A 14,476-nucleotide genomic window follows, 5' to 3' on the forward strand; every position below is an offset into this window, starting at 1 on the left:
GGCCCCTATCCTGCCCCGTCGTCCCCGAACAGGGTGAGGGCGGTGTTCACCAGCGCGATGTGGCTGAAGGCCTGCGGGAAGTTGCCCAGCTGACGGCCGTCGACGGGGTCGTACTCCTCGGCCAGCAGCCCGACGTCGTTGACCAGGCCCACCAGCCGGTCGAACAGCTCCCGCGCCTCGTCCTTCCGGCCGGTCAGACACAGGGCGTCGGCCAGCCAGAACGAGCAGGCGAGGAAGGAGCCCTCGCCGCTCGGCAGCCCGTCGACCACCGAGTCCTCGGTGTCGTACCGGCGCAGGAAGCCGCCGTGGCCGAGGCCGTCGCGGATCGCGTCGACCGTGCCGACCACCCGCGGGTCGTCGGGCGGCAGGAAGCCGACGCGCGGGATGAGCAGCAGCGCCGCGTCGAGCTCGCGGGAGCCGTAGTACTGGGTGAAGGTGTTGCGCTCGGGGTCGTAGCCCTTCTGGCACACCTCCCGATGGACCTCGTCGCGGAGGCTGCGCCAGCCCTCCAGGTCGCCCCTGAGGTCCGGGTACTCCTCCAGCGTCTTGACGGCCCGGTCGGCGGCCACCCACACCATCACCTTGGAGTGCACGAACTGCTGCCGGCCGCCGCGCACCTCCCACAGGCCCTCGTCCGGCTGCCGCCAGGCCGACTTCAGGAAGCCCATCAGGGCGCGCTGCATCGCCCACATGTGCGGTCGCGGGGGCAGGCCCGAGCTGCGGGCCAGGGCGAGCGTGTCCATCACCTCGCCGTACACGTCGAGCTGGAGCTGCTCGACCGCGCCGTTGCCGATGCGTACGGGGGCGGAGTCGGCGAAGCCGGGCAGCCAGTCCAGCTCCATCTCCGGCAGCCGCCGCTCGCCCGCGACGCCGTACATGATCTGCAGGTCGGCCGGGTCGCCCGCGACCGCGCGCAGCAGCCAGTCGCGCCAGGCCGAGGCCTCGTCGTGGTAGCCGACGTTGAGCAGCGCGCCGAGGGTGAGGGTGGAGTCGCGCAGCCAGCAGTACCGGTAGTCCCAGTTGCGCACCCCGCCCGGCTGCTCCGGCAGCGAGGTGGTCGCCGCGGCCACGATCCCGCCCGTCGGCCTGTAGGTGAGGGCCTTGAGGGTGAGCAGGGAACGGACGACCAGGTCCCGGTAGGGCCCCCGGTAAAGGCACTGCCGAGCCCAGCTCTGCCAGTCCTCGACGCTGCACTCCAGGCCCTCGAAGGGGTCCTTGAGCGGCGGGCGGCGTTCGTGCGAGGGGTGCCAGGTGAGCACGAACGCGACCCGCTCGCCCCCGGCGACGGTGAACTCCGAGTGGGTGCCGAAGTCCTCGCCCCAGGTGTGCACGGCGGGCTCGGAGCGCAGCCAGACCGAGTCCGGGCCCGCGACGGCCACCCGGTGCCCGTCCGCGCGGCGCACCCACGGCATGATCGAGCCGTAGTCGAAGCGCAGCCGCAGGGTGCTGCGGACGGTGACCCGGCCGCTGACGCCCTCGACGATGCGTACGACGTCGGGCGCCCGGTCGCGCTGCGGCATCAGGTCGGTGACCCGGACCGTGCCCTGGTCGGTCTCCCACTCGGTGTCGAGGACGAGGGTGTCGGGCCGGTAGGCGCGGCGCGTGCAGGTGTCCGCTCCCGTGGGGGCGATCCGCCAGTAGCCGTGGCTGTCGTCGCCCAGCAGCCGGGCGAAGCAGGCGCCGGAGTCGAAGCGGGGCAGGCACAGCCAGTCGATCGAGCCGTTCTTGCCGACCAGCGCGGCGGTCTGCTCGTCACCGATGAGTGCGTAGTCCTCGATGCGCGCGTTCACGGGACCCGGCTTCCCGGCGGACCAGAGGGCCAATCAGGTGGTGCGCCGGGGGAGTGACGGCGGTCACACCGGGGCCGGTGCGCTCTCCTCCGGCTTCGCCTCCGCCGCGGCCTCCTGCTGGTCGCGGATCTCCCGGCGGACGAGGAACCACCAGCCGACCGGGACGCCCGCGGCGAACAGCCACCACTGGATCATGTACGCGTAGTTCAGCGGGGCGTCCTCGCTGCCGGGGTCGGAGATCTGCTCCGGGCCGTCCTTGGGCGTGGGCGCCGTCTGCTCGACATAGCCGCCGAGCACCTGCGCGCCGAGCCGGTGCGCTTCCCGCGCGCTGTTGATCAGCATGATCTGCCGGTCGGGGAGGCCCTGGACGTTCTTGATGCCGCTCGCCGCGGTCGTCTCGTCGGCCATCAGCCGCCCGGTGATGGTGGTCCGGCCGGACGGCGGGGCGGGGATCTTCGGGAAGGCGGTCTGGACGCCGTTCGCGGGGATCCAGCCGCGGTTGACCAGGAGGACCCTGCCGTCGGTGAGGACGAGCGGGGTGAGCACGTGGAAGCCGACCTCGCCGTCGGAGTTGGTCCGGCGCCGGACCACTTCCTCCCTGGCGGTGTCGAAGGTGCCGGTCGCGGTGACCGTGCGGTACCTCTCGGTGCGGGTCACGGCGTGCCCGGGGGAGGCCAGTTGCTCGACCGGGACCGGCTTGGCGTGCAGAGCGGAGGAGACCAGGTCGTTGCGGGCGGTGCGCTCCTCGTACCGGTGCTTCTGCCAGAAGCCCAGCCTGATCATCGTCGGGATCAGCGCGATCGCGACGAGGGTGAGGATGACCCACTGGCGGGACAACAGAAAGCGGTAGCGGTGCACCCCACGACGGTACCTCCGGGCCGTGGGGTGCATTCAGGCGGGTACCGGGTCACACCCGGTCGACGATTCCCACCTTTCCCTCGGCGCGGGCGCAGTGGGCCCCGCAGTAGAACCGGCCGTCGGCCTCCACGCCCTGGCCGATGATCTGCACCCGGCAGTGCTCGCAGATGGGGGCCATCCGGTGGATCGCACAGGAGAAGCAGTCGAAGACGTGCACCGCACCCTGTGCGTGGACCTCGAAGGTCATTCCGTAGTCATTGCCGCAAACTTCGCATTTAGCCATGCGCCACAGGGTGGGCCGTCGTCGCCGGGCGGGCGAGCGGCCGCCGGGTGAGTCGCCCGGCAACCACCCGTTCGTACGATTTCCTGTCGGATTGGTGTGGTGTCCTGTGTCGTCACTCGTCGGCCGGTTCGACATCCCGCAGCAGCTGCCCGAACGCGGCCTCGTCGACGATCGGCGTACCGAACTGCCGCGCCTTGACCACCTTGGACGTGCCCGAGTCGGGGTCGTTGGTCACCAGCAGGCTGGTCAGCCGGGAGATGCTGGACGCCACGTGCAGACCGGCCTCGGTGGCCCGGTCCTCCAGCAGCTCGCGGTCGACGGAGGTGTCCCCGGAGAACGCCACCCGCATGCCCTGTTTGAGGTGTTTGCCGTCTTCGTAGCGACCCGGGTTGGGATAGGGGCATGCGGGCCTTCTGCGGGAGGGGCGCCAACTGGTCGGCCGGTAGCCGCCGTAGCCGCCCTGTCCGCCGGTCGACTGCCGGGGCACCGGACGGTCCGACCACTCCGTCAGCGGCCGGCACTCCAGCAGCGGCAGCCGGACGCCGCCGGCCGCCGCGGCCCGCAGGCTCGGCCGGAAGGCCTCCGCCAGCACGCGCGCATCGTCCAGCGCATGGTGCGCCCGCTGCTGTACGACGCCGTAGTGCGCCGCCAGCGACTCCAGCTTGAAGTTGGGCAGCGGCAGCCCCAGCTCCTTCGACAGCGCGATGGTGCACAGCCGCTGACGCACCGGCGCCTCACGCTTCGCGCGCGCGTACTCCCGCGCGATCATCTGCCAGTCGAAGACGGCGTTGTGCGCGACCAGCACCCGGCCGTCCAGCCGGGCCGCGAACTCCTCGGCGATGTCTGCGAAGAGCGGCGCCCCTTCGAGTACCTCGCTCGTCAGACCGTGTATCCACACCGGTCCCGGATCGCGCTCCGGGTTGACCAGCGTGTACCAGTGGTCCTCGACCTCGCCGCGCTCGTCCAGTCGGTAGACGGCCGCCGAGATGATCCGGTCGTCCCGGGCCAGGCCGGTGGTCTCCACGTCAACGACCGCGTATCCCTTCGGATACGCGGCCGGCCACTGGGTGGGGGAGGACACTGCGGTCGCACGGTCTTCGAGCATGGTCACTGAGGATACGGGCCACGGCTGACACCGCTGACCTTCAGGTGCCGGCCCCGCCCGCCGGACCCCGTACGGGTGCACGGGTGCCGCACGCACGTACGCGCCCTGTTGCCAGGACTCGTGCTCAGCCGAACGCCCCGAACGGTGTTGGGCGTTCTGGTCGACCGCTTTCGCTCCGCGTCCGGCGCGCACGGATCGTGTCCGTGGTCCGGGGATGCGGGGGCGGTTTCCCCTCACGCCCCGAGCTGTACTCGCGGGTCTACGACCCGATCTGGGCCACGTGCGCCGAACTCGGCGTCCCCGTCAACCACCACGCCGGCTCGGCCTCCCCGCCGCTCGGCGAGGAACCGGCCGCCCGCGCGGTGTTCATGGTGGAGACGACCTGGTTCTCCCACCGCGCCCTGTGGCACCTGGTGTTCGGCGGCGCCTTCCGCCGGTACCCCGGGCTGAGACTGGTGCTGACCGAACAGGGCGCCGCACCCTCTCAGGTGTGGCGGGAGAACTGCTTCGTCGGCGCCGGCTTCATGCGCCCGCACGAGGTGCCGTTGCGGGACCGCATCGGGGTCGACAGGATCATGTGGAGCAGCGACCACCCGCACGACGAGGGCACCCATCCGTACACCCGCGAGGCCCTGCGGTTCGCCTACGCGGGCGTGCCGCGGGAGGAGGCCGCGGCCATGCTCGGCGGCAACGTGAGGGACGAGGTGCGTCGTACGGGTCCCGCGGCCGGGAAGGTGCCATCCTCGGTCCTGTGACCGAACCAACCCACGAAGAGGCCCATGGGGGCGCGCTCGGCTCGCGGCTGAACTGGCTGCGGGCCGCCGTGCTCGGCGCGAACGACGGCATCGTCTCCACCGCGGGCATCGTCGTCGGCGTGGCCGGCGCGACCCAGAGCCGCTCCGCCCTGCTCACCGCCGGGCTGGCCGGCCTGCTCGCAGGGTCGATGTCGATGGCGGCCGGCGAGTATGTCTCCGTCTCCACCCAGCGCGACTCCGAGATGGCCGCGCTGGCCGTGGAGAAGCGGGAACTGCGCGAGCAGCCGGAGGCTGAGCTGCAGGAGCTGACCACGCTGCTGGAGGAACGCGGACTGTCCCACGAGGTGGCCCGGGAGGCCGCCGAACAGCTCACCGCGCGGGACCCGCTCAGGGCCCACGCGCGCGTGGAGCTCGGCATCGACCCGGAGGACCTGACCAACCCCTGGCACGCGGCCTGGGCGAGCTTCCTGGCCTTCACCGTGGGTGCGCTGCTGCCGCTGCTGGCCATCGTCCTGCCCCCGGCCGGCTGGCGGCTGGGCGTGACCGTCGTCTCCGTCCTGGCCGCGCTCGTCCTCACCGGCTGGAGCAGCGCCCGGCTCGGCGCGGCCGACCCGGGACGCGCGGTGCTGCGCAACGTGGCGGGCGGGGCGCTGGCGATGGGAGTCACCTACGCGGCGGGCCGCCTGCTGGGCGCGGCGGGCGTCTGACACGCGCCGGGGACCCCGGGCGCGCGGAGCCTGGCCATGCCGGGGCCCTGGGCCCGGGGCGCGCGGGCCGGGCCGGTGACCGCGTACCGTGAGGTGCGCTCGACCACCCCCTGAGCGCCCCGCACCGACCCGCACGAGAAGGACCCTCGCCATGCGCGCCACCACCATCCACGCCCCGTACGACCTGCGCGTGGAGGACGTCCCCGAGCCCGTGGTGCAGCTGCCCACCGACGCCGTGGTGCGAGTGCTGCGCGCCTGCATCTGCGGCAGCGACCTGTGGGCCTACCGGGGCGAGGCGGCCCGGCAGCCGGGGCAGCGCATCGGGCACGAGTTCCTCGGGATCGTCGAGGAGACCGGCTCCGAGGTGGGCACGGTCCGGCGCGGTGACCTGGTGGTCGCGCCGTTCATGTGGTCCGACGGCGTCTGCGACTACTGCCGCGAGGGGCTGACGACGTCCTGCGAGCACGGCGGCTTCTGGGGCTCCGTCGGCTACGACGGCGGCCAGGGCGAGGCCGTGCGCGTGCCGTTCGCCGACGGCACCCTCGTCCAGCTGCCCAAGGACGCCGCCTCCGACGACCATCTGCTGTCCGCCCTGCTGACCCTCTCCGACGTCCTCGGCACCGGCCACCACGCCGCCCTCGGCGCGGGCGCCCGCCCCGGCGCCACGGTCGCCGTCGTCGGTGACGGCGCGGTCGGCCTGTGCGCGGTCCTGGCCGCCAGGCGGCTCGGCGCCGAGCGGATCATCGCGCTCGGGCGGCACGAGGTCCGTACCGACATCGCGCGCCGCTTCGGGGCCACCGACGTCGTCGCCGAGCGCGGGGACGCGGCCGTCGAGGCCGTACGCGAACTCACCCGCGGCCAGGGCGCGCACGCCGTCGTCGAGGCCGTCGGCACGGAACAGTCCATGCGTACGGCCGTCAACATCACCCGCGACGGCGGCGCGATCGGCTTCGTGGGTGTGCCGCACGGCAGCGGCACCGGCCTCGACCTCGGCGTCATGTTCGACCGGAACATCGCCCTGCGCGGCGGCGTCGCCCCGGTCCGCGCCTACATCCCCGACCTGCTCCCCGACGTTCTGGACGGCACGATCGACCCCTCGCCGGTGTTCGACATGACCGTCGACATCGAGGGCGTGCCCGAGGGCTACAAGGCGATGGACGGGCGCACCGCCCTCAAGGTCCTGGTCACGGGCGACAGGGCCTAGCTCCAGCGGATCGGCAGCGGCAGGGCGGTGAGCAGCCCCGAGACCGCGACGACCGCGCCCAGGGCGATCACCTCGGCCCACGCGGGCGCGCAGGCGGCCAGCGGGTCGGCGGCGCGGCGCAGCCGGATCCGCGCCCACAGGGCGAGCAGGGCGACGGCGGCGACCAGGATCACCTTGGCCAACAGGGTGCGTCCGTACGCCGTCGTCGTCACCTGGTCGAGGATCGTCGCCGACGGCATGCGGCGCAGCGCACTGCACACGCCCGTCGCGGTGATGGCCGCGAGCAGAACGGCCGCCACGCGCGCGTAGCGGCCGAGCAGCGCGGCCCCGGCCGGATCGCCGCGCCAACGCCCGACGAGCCGCAGGGCGTGCAGCAGACCGCCCGCCCACAGCGCCGCGCACGTCAGGTGCACCAGCGTCAGGCCCGAGCCGGCCGGCGGGCTCTGCTCGGTCGTGGGGTGGGCGCGCAGCGCCTCCGCGACCACCACCGCGGCCAGCGGCCACACCTGGGCGGCCGGACGGCGCAGGAACGCGCACAGGGCCGCCAGCGCAAAGGCGTTGACCTCCAGCAGGGCCAGCCGGCCGTCACGGGAGCCGTACAGGCCGCCGATGTCGATCTGGCCGAGGCGGTGCGGGATCAGATTGCCCGCGGACACCACCGAGGCGAGGGCCAGCGCGGCGACGAACCCGGCGGCGGTCGCGAACGGCGCCCAGCTGCACGGCCGTTCAGCCGGGGCACCGGGCAGGCGCCGGGCGAGGCGCTGCACGAACAGCTCGCCGAGGGGCACACTCAGGGCGGCGAGCAGCACCGCGCGCAGCAGCCCGATGCCGCCGACCCCCGGTGCGGCGGCCTCCCCGGTGCCGTGCAGCGCGGCCGACGGACCGAACAGGGGGATCAGGGCGCCCAGCGCCACCAGGGTCACCAGAGCGGCGGCCCGGCCGGTGCCGGACCGCCGCGCGGGGCCCTCTTCGCCGGTCGCCTCGGCGGTCGGTCGTATCAAGCTCACCCCGTGATCTTCGCCAGCCGCCGCAGAACCGGGCAAGTACCGGAAAACAACTGGCAGTACGGAATTCCACGCATACATACGTTTCCGGCCGCCCGTGTGCTCACCTGTTTCCGGCCGGTCCCCTGCTCACCGCCAGCGGGCGCTGTCCGTCCCCCACGGCACCGGAGGCCGCGCCCAGTCGGCGGGGCCGCCCGTGAAGGACACCGGCGGCAGTGCGTGCCGCAGCCGGCCGAGGGGACTGTCCGTCTCGGCCAGCCAGGCGTCCGGGCCCTCGTACGGCACACCCGTGGCAGGGGTGGGCCGGATTCCGTCGGTCAGCCAGCGCGCGGTCCGGGCCAGCGCCAGCCGTACCAACCGGCCACCCCCGTCGTACGACTGCTCGGTCAGCGCCCGCAGTACGGCCGCCGCCAGGAGATAGCCGGTGCCGTGGTCCAGTGCCTGCGCGGGCAGTACACCGGGCTCTTCGGCCGAGCCCTCGGTCGTGGCGATGCCGGTCGCGACCTGCACCAGGCTGTCGAAGCCGCGCCGCCCGCCCCAGGGGCCGTACGCACCCCATGCCGAGATCTGCGCCACGACCAGCCCGGGACGGCGCGCGAACAGTGCCTCAGGCCCGAGCCCGAACCGGTCGAGGGCGCCCGGCCGGTAACCGGTGACCACCACGTCGGCCGCGGCCAGCAGCTCCTCGAAGGTGGCGCGGTCGGCGGTGAGGTCGAGGGTCGCCGAGCGCTTCCCGAAGCCGGTGTCGGCGTGCTGGTCGGGGAGTTCGGGCAGCCAGGGGGCGTCCAGCCGGAGCACCTGCGCGCCGAGCAGGGCGAGGGTGCGGGTGGCGACCGGGCCGGCGAGGACCCGGGTCAGGTCCAGCACGCGCAGTCCGGCGGCGGGCAGCAGGGGAGCGGTGGCCGGGTCCAGCGGCGCGAGCAGGCGCGCGGGTGCCGTGGTGGGCCGTTCGCGCTCGACGAGCGGCCGAGCGGCCACCTCGGCGGCCTGCTCGTGCGCCTGCCACTCCTTCGGGGTGCGCAGGGCCACCGCGAGGCCGCCGGCGCCGTGCACCGCCTCTTCGACGGACGGCGCGGAGCACTCGGCGAGTCGGGCGGCCACCGTCTCCACGGAGGCGTCCGCAGGCAGGCCGAGCGCGCCGAGCAACCGGGCCCGGTGGTGCGGGTAGTTGGCGTGGGTGCGCACCCAGCCGTCCGCCGTCCGCCAGAACCGCGACAGGGGCGCGAAGACGGCCGGTGCCCGCCCGTCGACCAGCAGGTGCCGTTCGCTGTGGAAGGCGGCCGCCACGGCGCCGTCGTCGACCCGGACGGCGGGCACCTCGGCGAGCCCGGCGCGGCGGGCCGCCAGTTCCGCGGCGGCCAGCGCACAGGCGCCGACACAGGCACCGGCGAGCTCCCGCACGGGAAGGCGCGCCCGGAGCGCGCCCTCCCGCGCCATGGTGGTGAGCCGCGCGAGGTGGGCGGGGTCGCCACCCAGCGCGGACCAGGCGAACTTGATAGCAGTCATGACTGCACTATGCATTATTGACTCAGTGCACCTTTGACTGAATCAAGATATGGCGGTCGGCCCCAGCCTTACCTGGTCACCGCGGCCAGCGCGTCCGCCGTGCCGTGACCGTAGAAGCCGTTGTGGTTCCTCGCTCCCTCGCACACCGCGTCGACCTTGCCGTCACCGTTGATGTCGTACGGGTCCGGGCACGGCGTGGCGTCGGCCTCCGCGTACAGCAGCGCCTTGACCAGGGAGGCCGGGGCGTGCGGATGGGTTGACTTGATCAATGCGGCAACACCCGCGACATGCGGCGTGGCCATCGACGTACCGGCCATGTAGCCCCACTTGCCGCCCGGCAGCGGGCCCAGGATGAGACCGCTGGTCGCCGGGGGCTCCGGCTTCTGGTAGGCGGTCGAGTCGCCGCCGGGCGCGGCGATGTCGATCACCCCGAGGCCGTAGTTGGAGAAGGACGACTTCAGGCCCTTCGCGCCCGTCGCCGCGACCGTCACGACACCCGGCAGCTGGGTCGGTATGTCGTAGCAGGTGTGCGGGTCGACGACGCGGTCCGACGGGGTGCCGTCGTTCGGGGAGACCGGATCGGTGATCGAGTCGGACGCGAGGTCGTAGTTCTCGTTGCCCGCCGCCGCGACGTTGACCGTGCCCTTCTCCTCCGCGTACCGCGAGGCCCGGGTGATGGCGTCCACCAGGGCCCGCTGGTCAGGGTCGGTGGTGCAGTTGAAGTACCAAGGGTCGGTGTAATAGCTGTTGTTGGTCACGTCGACGTGGTGCTCGGCCGCCCACACGAAGCCGCAGACCACGGCTTCGGTGTAGAAGTACCCGCCCGGGTTGGCGACCTTGATGCCGGCCACCCTGACCCCCGGCGCCACACCCGTGATGCCGACGCCGTTCTTCGCGCCCGCGATCTCACCGGCGACGTGCGTGCCGTGCGGGCTCTCTGACGCGCTGGGCCGCCAGGCGCCGTCCGTCGTGTCGGGCTTTCCCGACACGCAGTTGACCGAGGCCGCCCGGTCGAAGTTGGGCGCGATGTCCGGGTGCGTGTCGTCCACCCCGGTGTCGATGACCGCGACCGTGACGTCCGGGCTGCCCAGGGTCTTCTCGTGCGCCTTGTCCGCCTTGATGGCCGGCAGGTCCCACTGCAGCGGCTCCAGCGGGTCCTGCCCCGCGCTCGCCCGCGCGCCGGCCTCGGCGACCTGCTCGGCGCTGAGCACCTGCGGCGTGCCGACATCGGTCGTGGACTGGGCGGGCAGCGGCGCGTTCCGCGTGGCACCGGCCGAGTCCACCCCGCGCACCGCGCGCATCCGCGCGGCGAAGTCCGGGTTCGCGGAGTGGGCGACGATCACACCGATCCTGTCGTAACCGACCACGACCGAGCCGCCGTTGCGGACGACCTCCCGCTGCACGGACTCGAACGTGCGGTGATCCGTACGCGTGTTGACCACGTACGAGAGGTTCGGCCCGTCCGCCGCGCCCACCGCACCGGCCGCACCGGAGGCAGCCGAGGCCGCTGCCGGCAGGAAGCCGAGCGAGGCGGTCAGCGACAGCACGACGGGCACGGCGAGCGCGAGCCTGCGTCTGGAACGCAGAGGAACCATGGGATCTCCACTTCATCCGGATACAGAACCGCCCGAGACACGGAACGGTGCTCGGGCAGGTACATGACGCGTGGTGCAGGCAGACGCTAACCCCACGGCTCACTGCTCGGCAATGACTTGGCAATGGCTCGACAAGACCACTTGCGAAACAACTCATAGGACTTGAACCGGTCCTCGCGTGGCGCCGTGGACCTTGGGCAGGGAGCGCCAGCACGATCGAGCTCCCCGTTCGTCATCGCATCCGCAACGCGAGGAGACCCCGTGGCCACCGAGACACCGCCCCCCGCCACACCGGGGGCCCCACTTCCCTCCACCGAGGAGTTCGCCGAGGTGCAGCAGAGCGCGGAGTTCGGCGAACTGCGCCGCGCCCACCGCTCGTTCGCCTTCCCGCTGGCCATCGCCTTCACCGCCTGGTACCTGCTGTACGTGCTGCTCTCCAACTACGCGGGCGGCTTCATGGGCACCAAGGTGGCCGGAAACATCAACGTGGCCCTCGTCCTGGGCCTCGCCCAGTTCCTCACCACCTTCCTCATCGCCTGGTGGTACGCCCGGCACGCCGCCACCCGGCTCGACCCCAAGGCGGAGGCCATCAAGTCCCGGATGGAGGGCGGCGCATGAGCCCCGCGATCACCTTGGCCGCCGGCGAGGCGAGCCAGCACCGGACGCTGATCATCACCCTGTTCGCGGTGTTCGTCGCCGCGACCCTCGTCATCACCGTCTGGGCGGGCCGCCAGACCAAGGACGCCGCCGACTTCTACGCCGGCGGACGGCAGTTCACCGGCTTCCAGAACGGCCTCGCCGTCTCCGGCGACTACATGTCCGCCGCATCCTTCCTCGGCATCGCCGGCGCCATCGCCCTGTTCGGCTACGACGGCTTCCTGTACTCCATCGGCTTCCTCGTCGCCTGGCTCGTCGCCCTGCTCCTGGTCGCCGAACCCCTGCGCAACTCCGGCCGGTACACCATGGGCGACGTGCTGGCCTACCGCATGCGCCAGCGCCCGGTCCGCACGGCCGCCGGCGTCTCCACGATCGTGGTCTCGATCTTCTACCTGCTGGCCCAGATGGCCGGCGCCGGCGTCCTCGTCTCGCTCCTGCTCGGCATCACCAGCGACGGCGGCAAGATCGGCATCGTCGCCCTGGTCGGCGTCCTGATGATCGTCTACGTCACCATCGGCGGCATGAAGGGCACCACCTGGGTGCAGATGGTCAAGGCGGTCCTGCTGATCGCCGGCGCCCTGCTGCTGACCTTCCTGGTCCTGCTGAAGTTCCACTTCAACGTCTCCGACCTGCTCGGCAAGGCCGCCGACAACAGCGGCAAGGGCGCGGCGTTCCTGGAGCCGGGCCTGAAGTACGGCGCCACCGGAACCACCAAGCTGGACTTCATCTCGCTCGGCCTCGCCCTGGTCCTCGGCACCGCGGGTCTGCCGCACATCCTGATCCGTTTCTACACCGTGCCCACGGCCAAGGCCGCCCGTAAGTCGGTCATCTGGGCGATCGGCCTGATCGGCGCCTTCTACCTGATGACCCTCGCCCTCGGCTTCGGCGCCGCCGCACTGATCAAACCGGGCGAGATCATCGCCTCGAACAAGGCGGGCAACACCGCGGCACCCCTCCTGGCGCTGCACCTGGGCGGCGTCGACTCCAACGGGGGCGCCATCCTGCTCGCCACCATCTCGGCCGTCGCCTTCGCCACGATCCTGGCCGTCGTCGCCGGCCTCACCCTGGCCTCGTCGTCCTCCTTCGCCCACGACATCTACGCCAACGTCATCAAGAAGGGGCAGGCCACCGAGCAGCAGGAGGTCGGCGCGGCCCGCTGGGCCACCGTCGGCATCGGCGCGGTCTCGATCGTCCTCGGCGCCCTGGCCCGCGACCTGAACGTGGCCGGCCTGGTCGCCCTCGCCTTCGCGGTCGCGGCCTCCGCCAACCTCCCGACCATCCTCTACAGCCTGTTCTGGAAGCGGTTCACCACCTCGGGCGCCCTGTGGTCGATCTACGGCGGCCTGGTCACCGCCGTCGGCCTGGTGCTGTTCTCCCCGGTCGTCTCCGGCAGCCCGGCCTCGATGTTCCCCGACGTCGACTTCCACTGGTTCCCGCTGGAGAACCCCGGCATCATCTCCATCCCGGTCGGGTTCCTGCTCGGCGTCGTGGGCACCCTGCTGTCCAAGGAGGCCCCGGACGCCGGCAAGTACGCCGAACTGGAGGTGCGGTCCCTGACCGGCACGGGAGCACACTGACCTTCGTACGACGGCCGCGTCGTGCCGGGACTGTACGGTCCTACGACGCGGCCGGGTCGTACCTCGTCGGAACGGGCCGCTGTTGTTGTCAGTGGCGTCACGTAGGCTCGCAGGTGACGGAAGACAAGCGCTCCGGGATTCGAGGGAGGGGGCCCACGTGCTCATCGACACCTACGGCCGGGTGGCCACCGACCTGAGGGTCTCGCTGACCGATCGGTGCAACCTGCGCTGCACGTACTGCATGCCCGAGGAGGGCCTGCAGTGGCTGGCCAAGCCCGATCTGCTCACCGACGACGAGATCGTCCGCCTCGTCGACATCGCCGTGCGCCTGCTCGGCATCGAGGAGGTCCGCTTCACCGGCGGCGAGCCGCTGCTGCGCCCCGGCCTGGTCGGCATCGTCGAGCGCGTGGCGGCCCTCGCCCCCCGCCCGCAGACGTCCCTCACCACCAACGGCATCGGCCTCAAGCGCACCGCGACCGCGCTCAAGGCGGCCGGCCTGGACCGGGTCAACGTCTCCCTGGACACCCTCCGTCCCGACGTCTTCAAGACCCTGACCCGCCGCGACCGCCACAAGGACGTCCTCGAAGGCCTCGAGGCCGCCCGCGAGGCCGGCCTGACCCCCGTCAAGGTCAACTCGGTCCTGATGCCGGGCCTGAACGACGACGAGGCCCCCGACCTGCTGGCCTGGGCCGTGGCGCACGACTACGAACTGCGGTTCATCGAGCAGATGCCACTGGACGCCCAGCACGGCTGGAAGCGCGAGGGCATGGTCACCGCCGGCGACATCCTGGCCTCCCTGCGCACCCGCTTCGACCTCACCCCCGAGGGCGCCGACGCGCGCGGCTCGGCCCCGGCGGAGCGCTGGCTGGTGAACGGCGGCCCGCACCGGGTCGGCGTCATCGCCTCGGTCACCCGCCCGTTCTGCTCGGCCTGCGACCGCACCCGTCTCACGGCCGACGGCCAGATACGGACCTGTCTGTTCGCCACCGAGGAGACCGACCTGCGCGCGGCCCTGCGCTCCGGCGCCCCGGACGAGGAGATCGCCCGCATCTGGAAGCTGGCGATGTGGGGCAAGAAGGCGGGAGCCGGACTGGACGACCCGTCGTTCGTGCAGCCGGACCGGCCGATGTCGGCGATCGGCGGTTAGGCCACGGTCAGGCCCCTTCGGGACCCTGCCAATCAGCGAACCTCACGACGTCCTTCAGGAAGCCCCGCACCCCGAGGAACCGCGAAAGATGCTCGCGATGCTCCTCGCACGCGAGCCACGTCTTGCGCCGTTCCGGCGTGTGGATCTTCGGGTTGTTCCACGCCAGCACCCACACGGCGTCGGCACGGCAGCCCTTGGCGGAGCAGATCGGCGTCTCGTCACTCACGGGTTCGTCTCGGGTTCGTCGTACAGAAGGGGCCCCAACAAGGCGACGCCGAGCAGCCACGG

13 protein-coding genes and 1 pseudogene are annotated in these 14,476 nt (G+C 72.4%); 6 read left to right on the forward strand and 8 right to left on the reverse strand.

Annotated elements, in window-relative coordinates; all coding sequences use genetic code 11:
* Nucleotides 1-5: 5 nt before the first annotated feature.
* The 4 genes from ACWC2T_RS25475 to ACWC2T_RS25490 all read right to left on the reverse strand — a co-directional run bounded on the left by ACWC2T_RS25475 (nt 6) and on the right by ACWC2T_RS25490 (nt 4,036).
* On the reverse strand, nt 6-1,790 hold the full coding sequence (locus ACWC2T_RS25475) for a glycoside hydrolase family 15 protein (RefSeq protein WP_450672667.1): 1,785 nt from the start codon (nt 1,788-1,790) through the stop codon (nt 6-8).
* Between the two features lie 63 nt (nt 1,791-1,853).
* Nucleotides 1,854-2,648, reverse strand: a complete 795-nt coding sequence (locus tag ACWC2T_RS25480) for an SURF1 family cytochrome oxidase biogenesis protein (RefSeq protein WP_450672668.1) — start codon at nt 2,646-2,648, stop codon at nt 1,854-1,856.
* Between the two features lie 49 nt (nt 2,649-2,697).
* Nucleotides 2,698-2,931, reverse strand: a complete 234-nt coding sequence (locus tag ACWC2T_RS25485) for a hypothetical protein (RefSeq protein WP_055704294.1) — start codon at nt 2,929-2,931, stop codon at nt 2,698-2,700.
* Nucleotides 2,932-3,043: 112 nt separating this feature from the next.
* Nucleotides 3,044-4,036, reverse strand: coding sequence for a DEDDh family exonuclease (locus ACWC2T_RS25490; RefSeq protein WP_450672669.1), 993 nt, complete (start codon nt 4,034-4,036; stop codon nt 3,044-3,046).
* Between the two features lie 239 nt (nt 4,037-4,275).
* Here ACWC2T_RS25490 and ACWC2T_RS25495 point away from each other — a divergent pair.
* From ACWC2T_RS25495 to ACWC2T_RS25505, 3 genes and pseudogenes are all read left to right on the forward strand, one after another.
* Nucleotides 4,276-4,728 (forward strand): annotated as a pseudogene (locus ACWC2T_RS25495) (amidohydrolase family protein); the annotation flags it as partial.
* A gap of 59 nt (nt 4,729-4,787) precedes the next feature.
* Nucleotides 4,788-5,498 carry a VIT1/CCC1 transporter family protein gene (locus tag ACWC2T_RS25500; RefSeq protein ID WP_450672670.1) on the forward strand — a complete coding sequence of 237 codons (711 nt, stop codon included), beginning with the start codon at nt 4,788-4,790 and terminating at the stop codon, nt 5,496-5,498.
* 151 nt (nt 5,499-5,649) lie between these two features.
* On the forward strand, nt 5,650-6,702 hold the full coding sequence (locus tag ACWC2T_RS25505) for a zinc-dependent alcohol dehydrogenase family protein (protein WP_450672671.1): 1,053 nt from the start codon (nt 5,650-5,652) through the stop codon (nt 6,700-6,702).
* On the opposite strand, the gene ACWC2T_RS25510 is transcribed toward ACWC2T_RS25505, so the two are convergent.
* From ACWC2T_RS25510 to ACWC2T_RS25520, 3 genes are all read right to left on the reverse strand, one after another.
* The gene (locus tag ACWC2T_RS25510; protein WP_450672672.1) at nt 6,699-7,709 is read right to left on the reverse strand and encodes a CopD family protein; all 1,011 of its coding nucleotides are present in this window, start codon (nt 7,707-7,709) and stop codon (nt 6,699-6,701) included. The two genes, ACWC2T_RS25505 and ACWC2T_RS25510, sit on opposite strands and share 4 nt — an antisense overlap.
* Nucleotides 7,710-7,835: 126 nt before the next feature.
* Nucleotides 7,836-9,212, reverse strand: a complete 1,377-nt coding sequence (locus ACWC2T_RS25515) for a CoA transferase (protein ID WP_450672673.1) — start codon at nt 9,210-9,212, stop codon at nt 7,836-7,838.
* Nucleotides 9,213-9,280: 68 nt separating this feature from the next.
* Nucleotides 9,281-10,807 carry a S8 family peptidase gene (locus tag ACWC2T_RS25520; RefSeq protein WP_450672674.1) on the reverse strand — a complete coding sequence of 509 codons (1,527 nt, stop codon included), beginning with the start codon at nt 10,805-10,807 and terminating at the stop codon, nt 9,281-9,283.
* Between the two features lie 261 nt (nt 10,808-11,068).
* Here ACWC2T_RS25520 and ACWC2T_RS25525 point away from each other — a divergent pair, with 261 nt between their 5' ends.
* The 3 genes from ACWC2T_RS25525 to moaA all read left to right on the forward strand — a co-directional run bounded on the left by ACWC2T_RS25525 (nt 11,069) and on the right by moaA (nt 14,188).
* Nucleotides 11,069-11,425 carry a DUF485 domain-containing protein gene (locus ACWC2T_RS25525; RefSeq protein ID WP_450672675.1) on the forward strand — a complete coding sequence of 119 codons (357 nt, stop codon included), beginning with the start codon at nt 11,069-11,071 and terminating at the stop codon, nt 11,423-11,425.
* A complete protein-coding gene (locus tag ACWC2T_RS25530; RefSeq protein WP_450672676.1) occupies nt 11,422-13,041 on the forward strand; it encodes a solute symporter family protein in 1,620 nt (539 codons plus the stop codon). Before ACWC2T_RS25525 ends, ACWC2T_RS25530 begins: the two co-directional genes overlap by 4 nt.
* A 157-nt stretch (nt 13,042-13,198) precedes the next feature.
* Complete coding sequence (moaA, locus tag ACWC2T_RS25535) at nt 13,199-14,188, forward strand: GTP 3',8-cyclase MoaA (RefSeq protein ID WP_450672677.1); 990 nt, start codon at nt 13,199-13,201, stop codon at nt 14,186-14,188.
* A gap of 7 nt (nt 14,189-14,195) precedes the next feature.
* Here moaA and ACWC2T_RS25540 read toward each other — a convergent pair whose 3' ends face one another.
* Nucleotides 14,196-14,414 (reverse strand): hypothetical protein, encoded by a 219-nt coding sequence (locus tag ACWC2T_RS25540; protein WP_450672678.1) that lies wholly within the window; start codon nt 14,412-14,414, stop codon nt 14,196-14,198.
* Between the last annotated feature and the right edge of the window lie 62 nt (nt 14,415-14,476).

The sequence above is a fragment of the Streptomyces sp. NPDC001393 genome (assembly GCF_053597455.1).

Bases quoted from the DNA above. Each gene is read 5' to 3' on its own strand.
- ACWC2T_RS25485 (WP_055704294.1), bottom strand. From the start codon at position 2,931: ATGGCTAAATGCGAAGTTTGCGGCAATGACTACGGAATGACCTTCGAG.
- ACWC2T_RS25490 (WP_450672669.1), bottom strand. From the start codon at position 4,036: ATGCTCGAAGACCGTGCGACCGCAGTGTCCTCCCCCACCCAGTGGCCG.
- ACWC2T_RS25505 (WP_450672671.1), top strand. From the start codon at position 5,650: ATGCGCGCCACCACCATCCACGCCCCGTACGACCTGCGCGTGGAGGAC.
- ACWC2T_RS25515 (WP_450672673.1), bottom strand. From the start codon at position 9,212: ATGACTGCTATCAAGTTCGCCTGGTCCGCGCTGGGTGGCGACCCCGCC.
- ACWC2T_RS25520 (WP_450672674.1), bottom strand. From the start codon at position 10,807: ATGGTTCCTCTGCGTTCCAGACGCAGGCTCGCGCTCGCCGTGCCCGTC.
- ACWC2T_RS25530 (WP_450672676.1), top strand. From the start codon at position 11,422: ATGAGCCCCGCGATCACCTTGGCCGCCGGCGAGGCGAGCCAGCACCGG.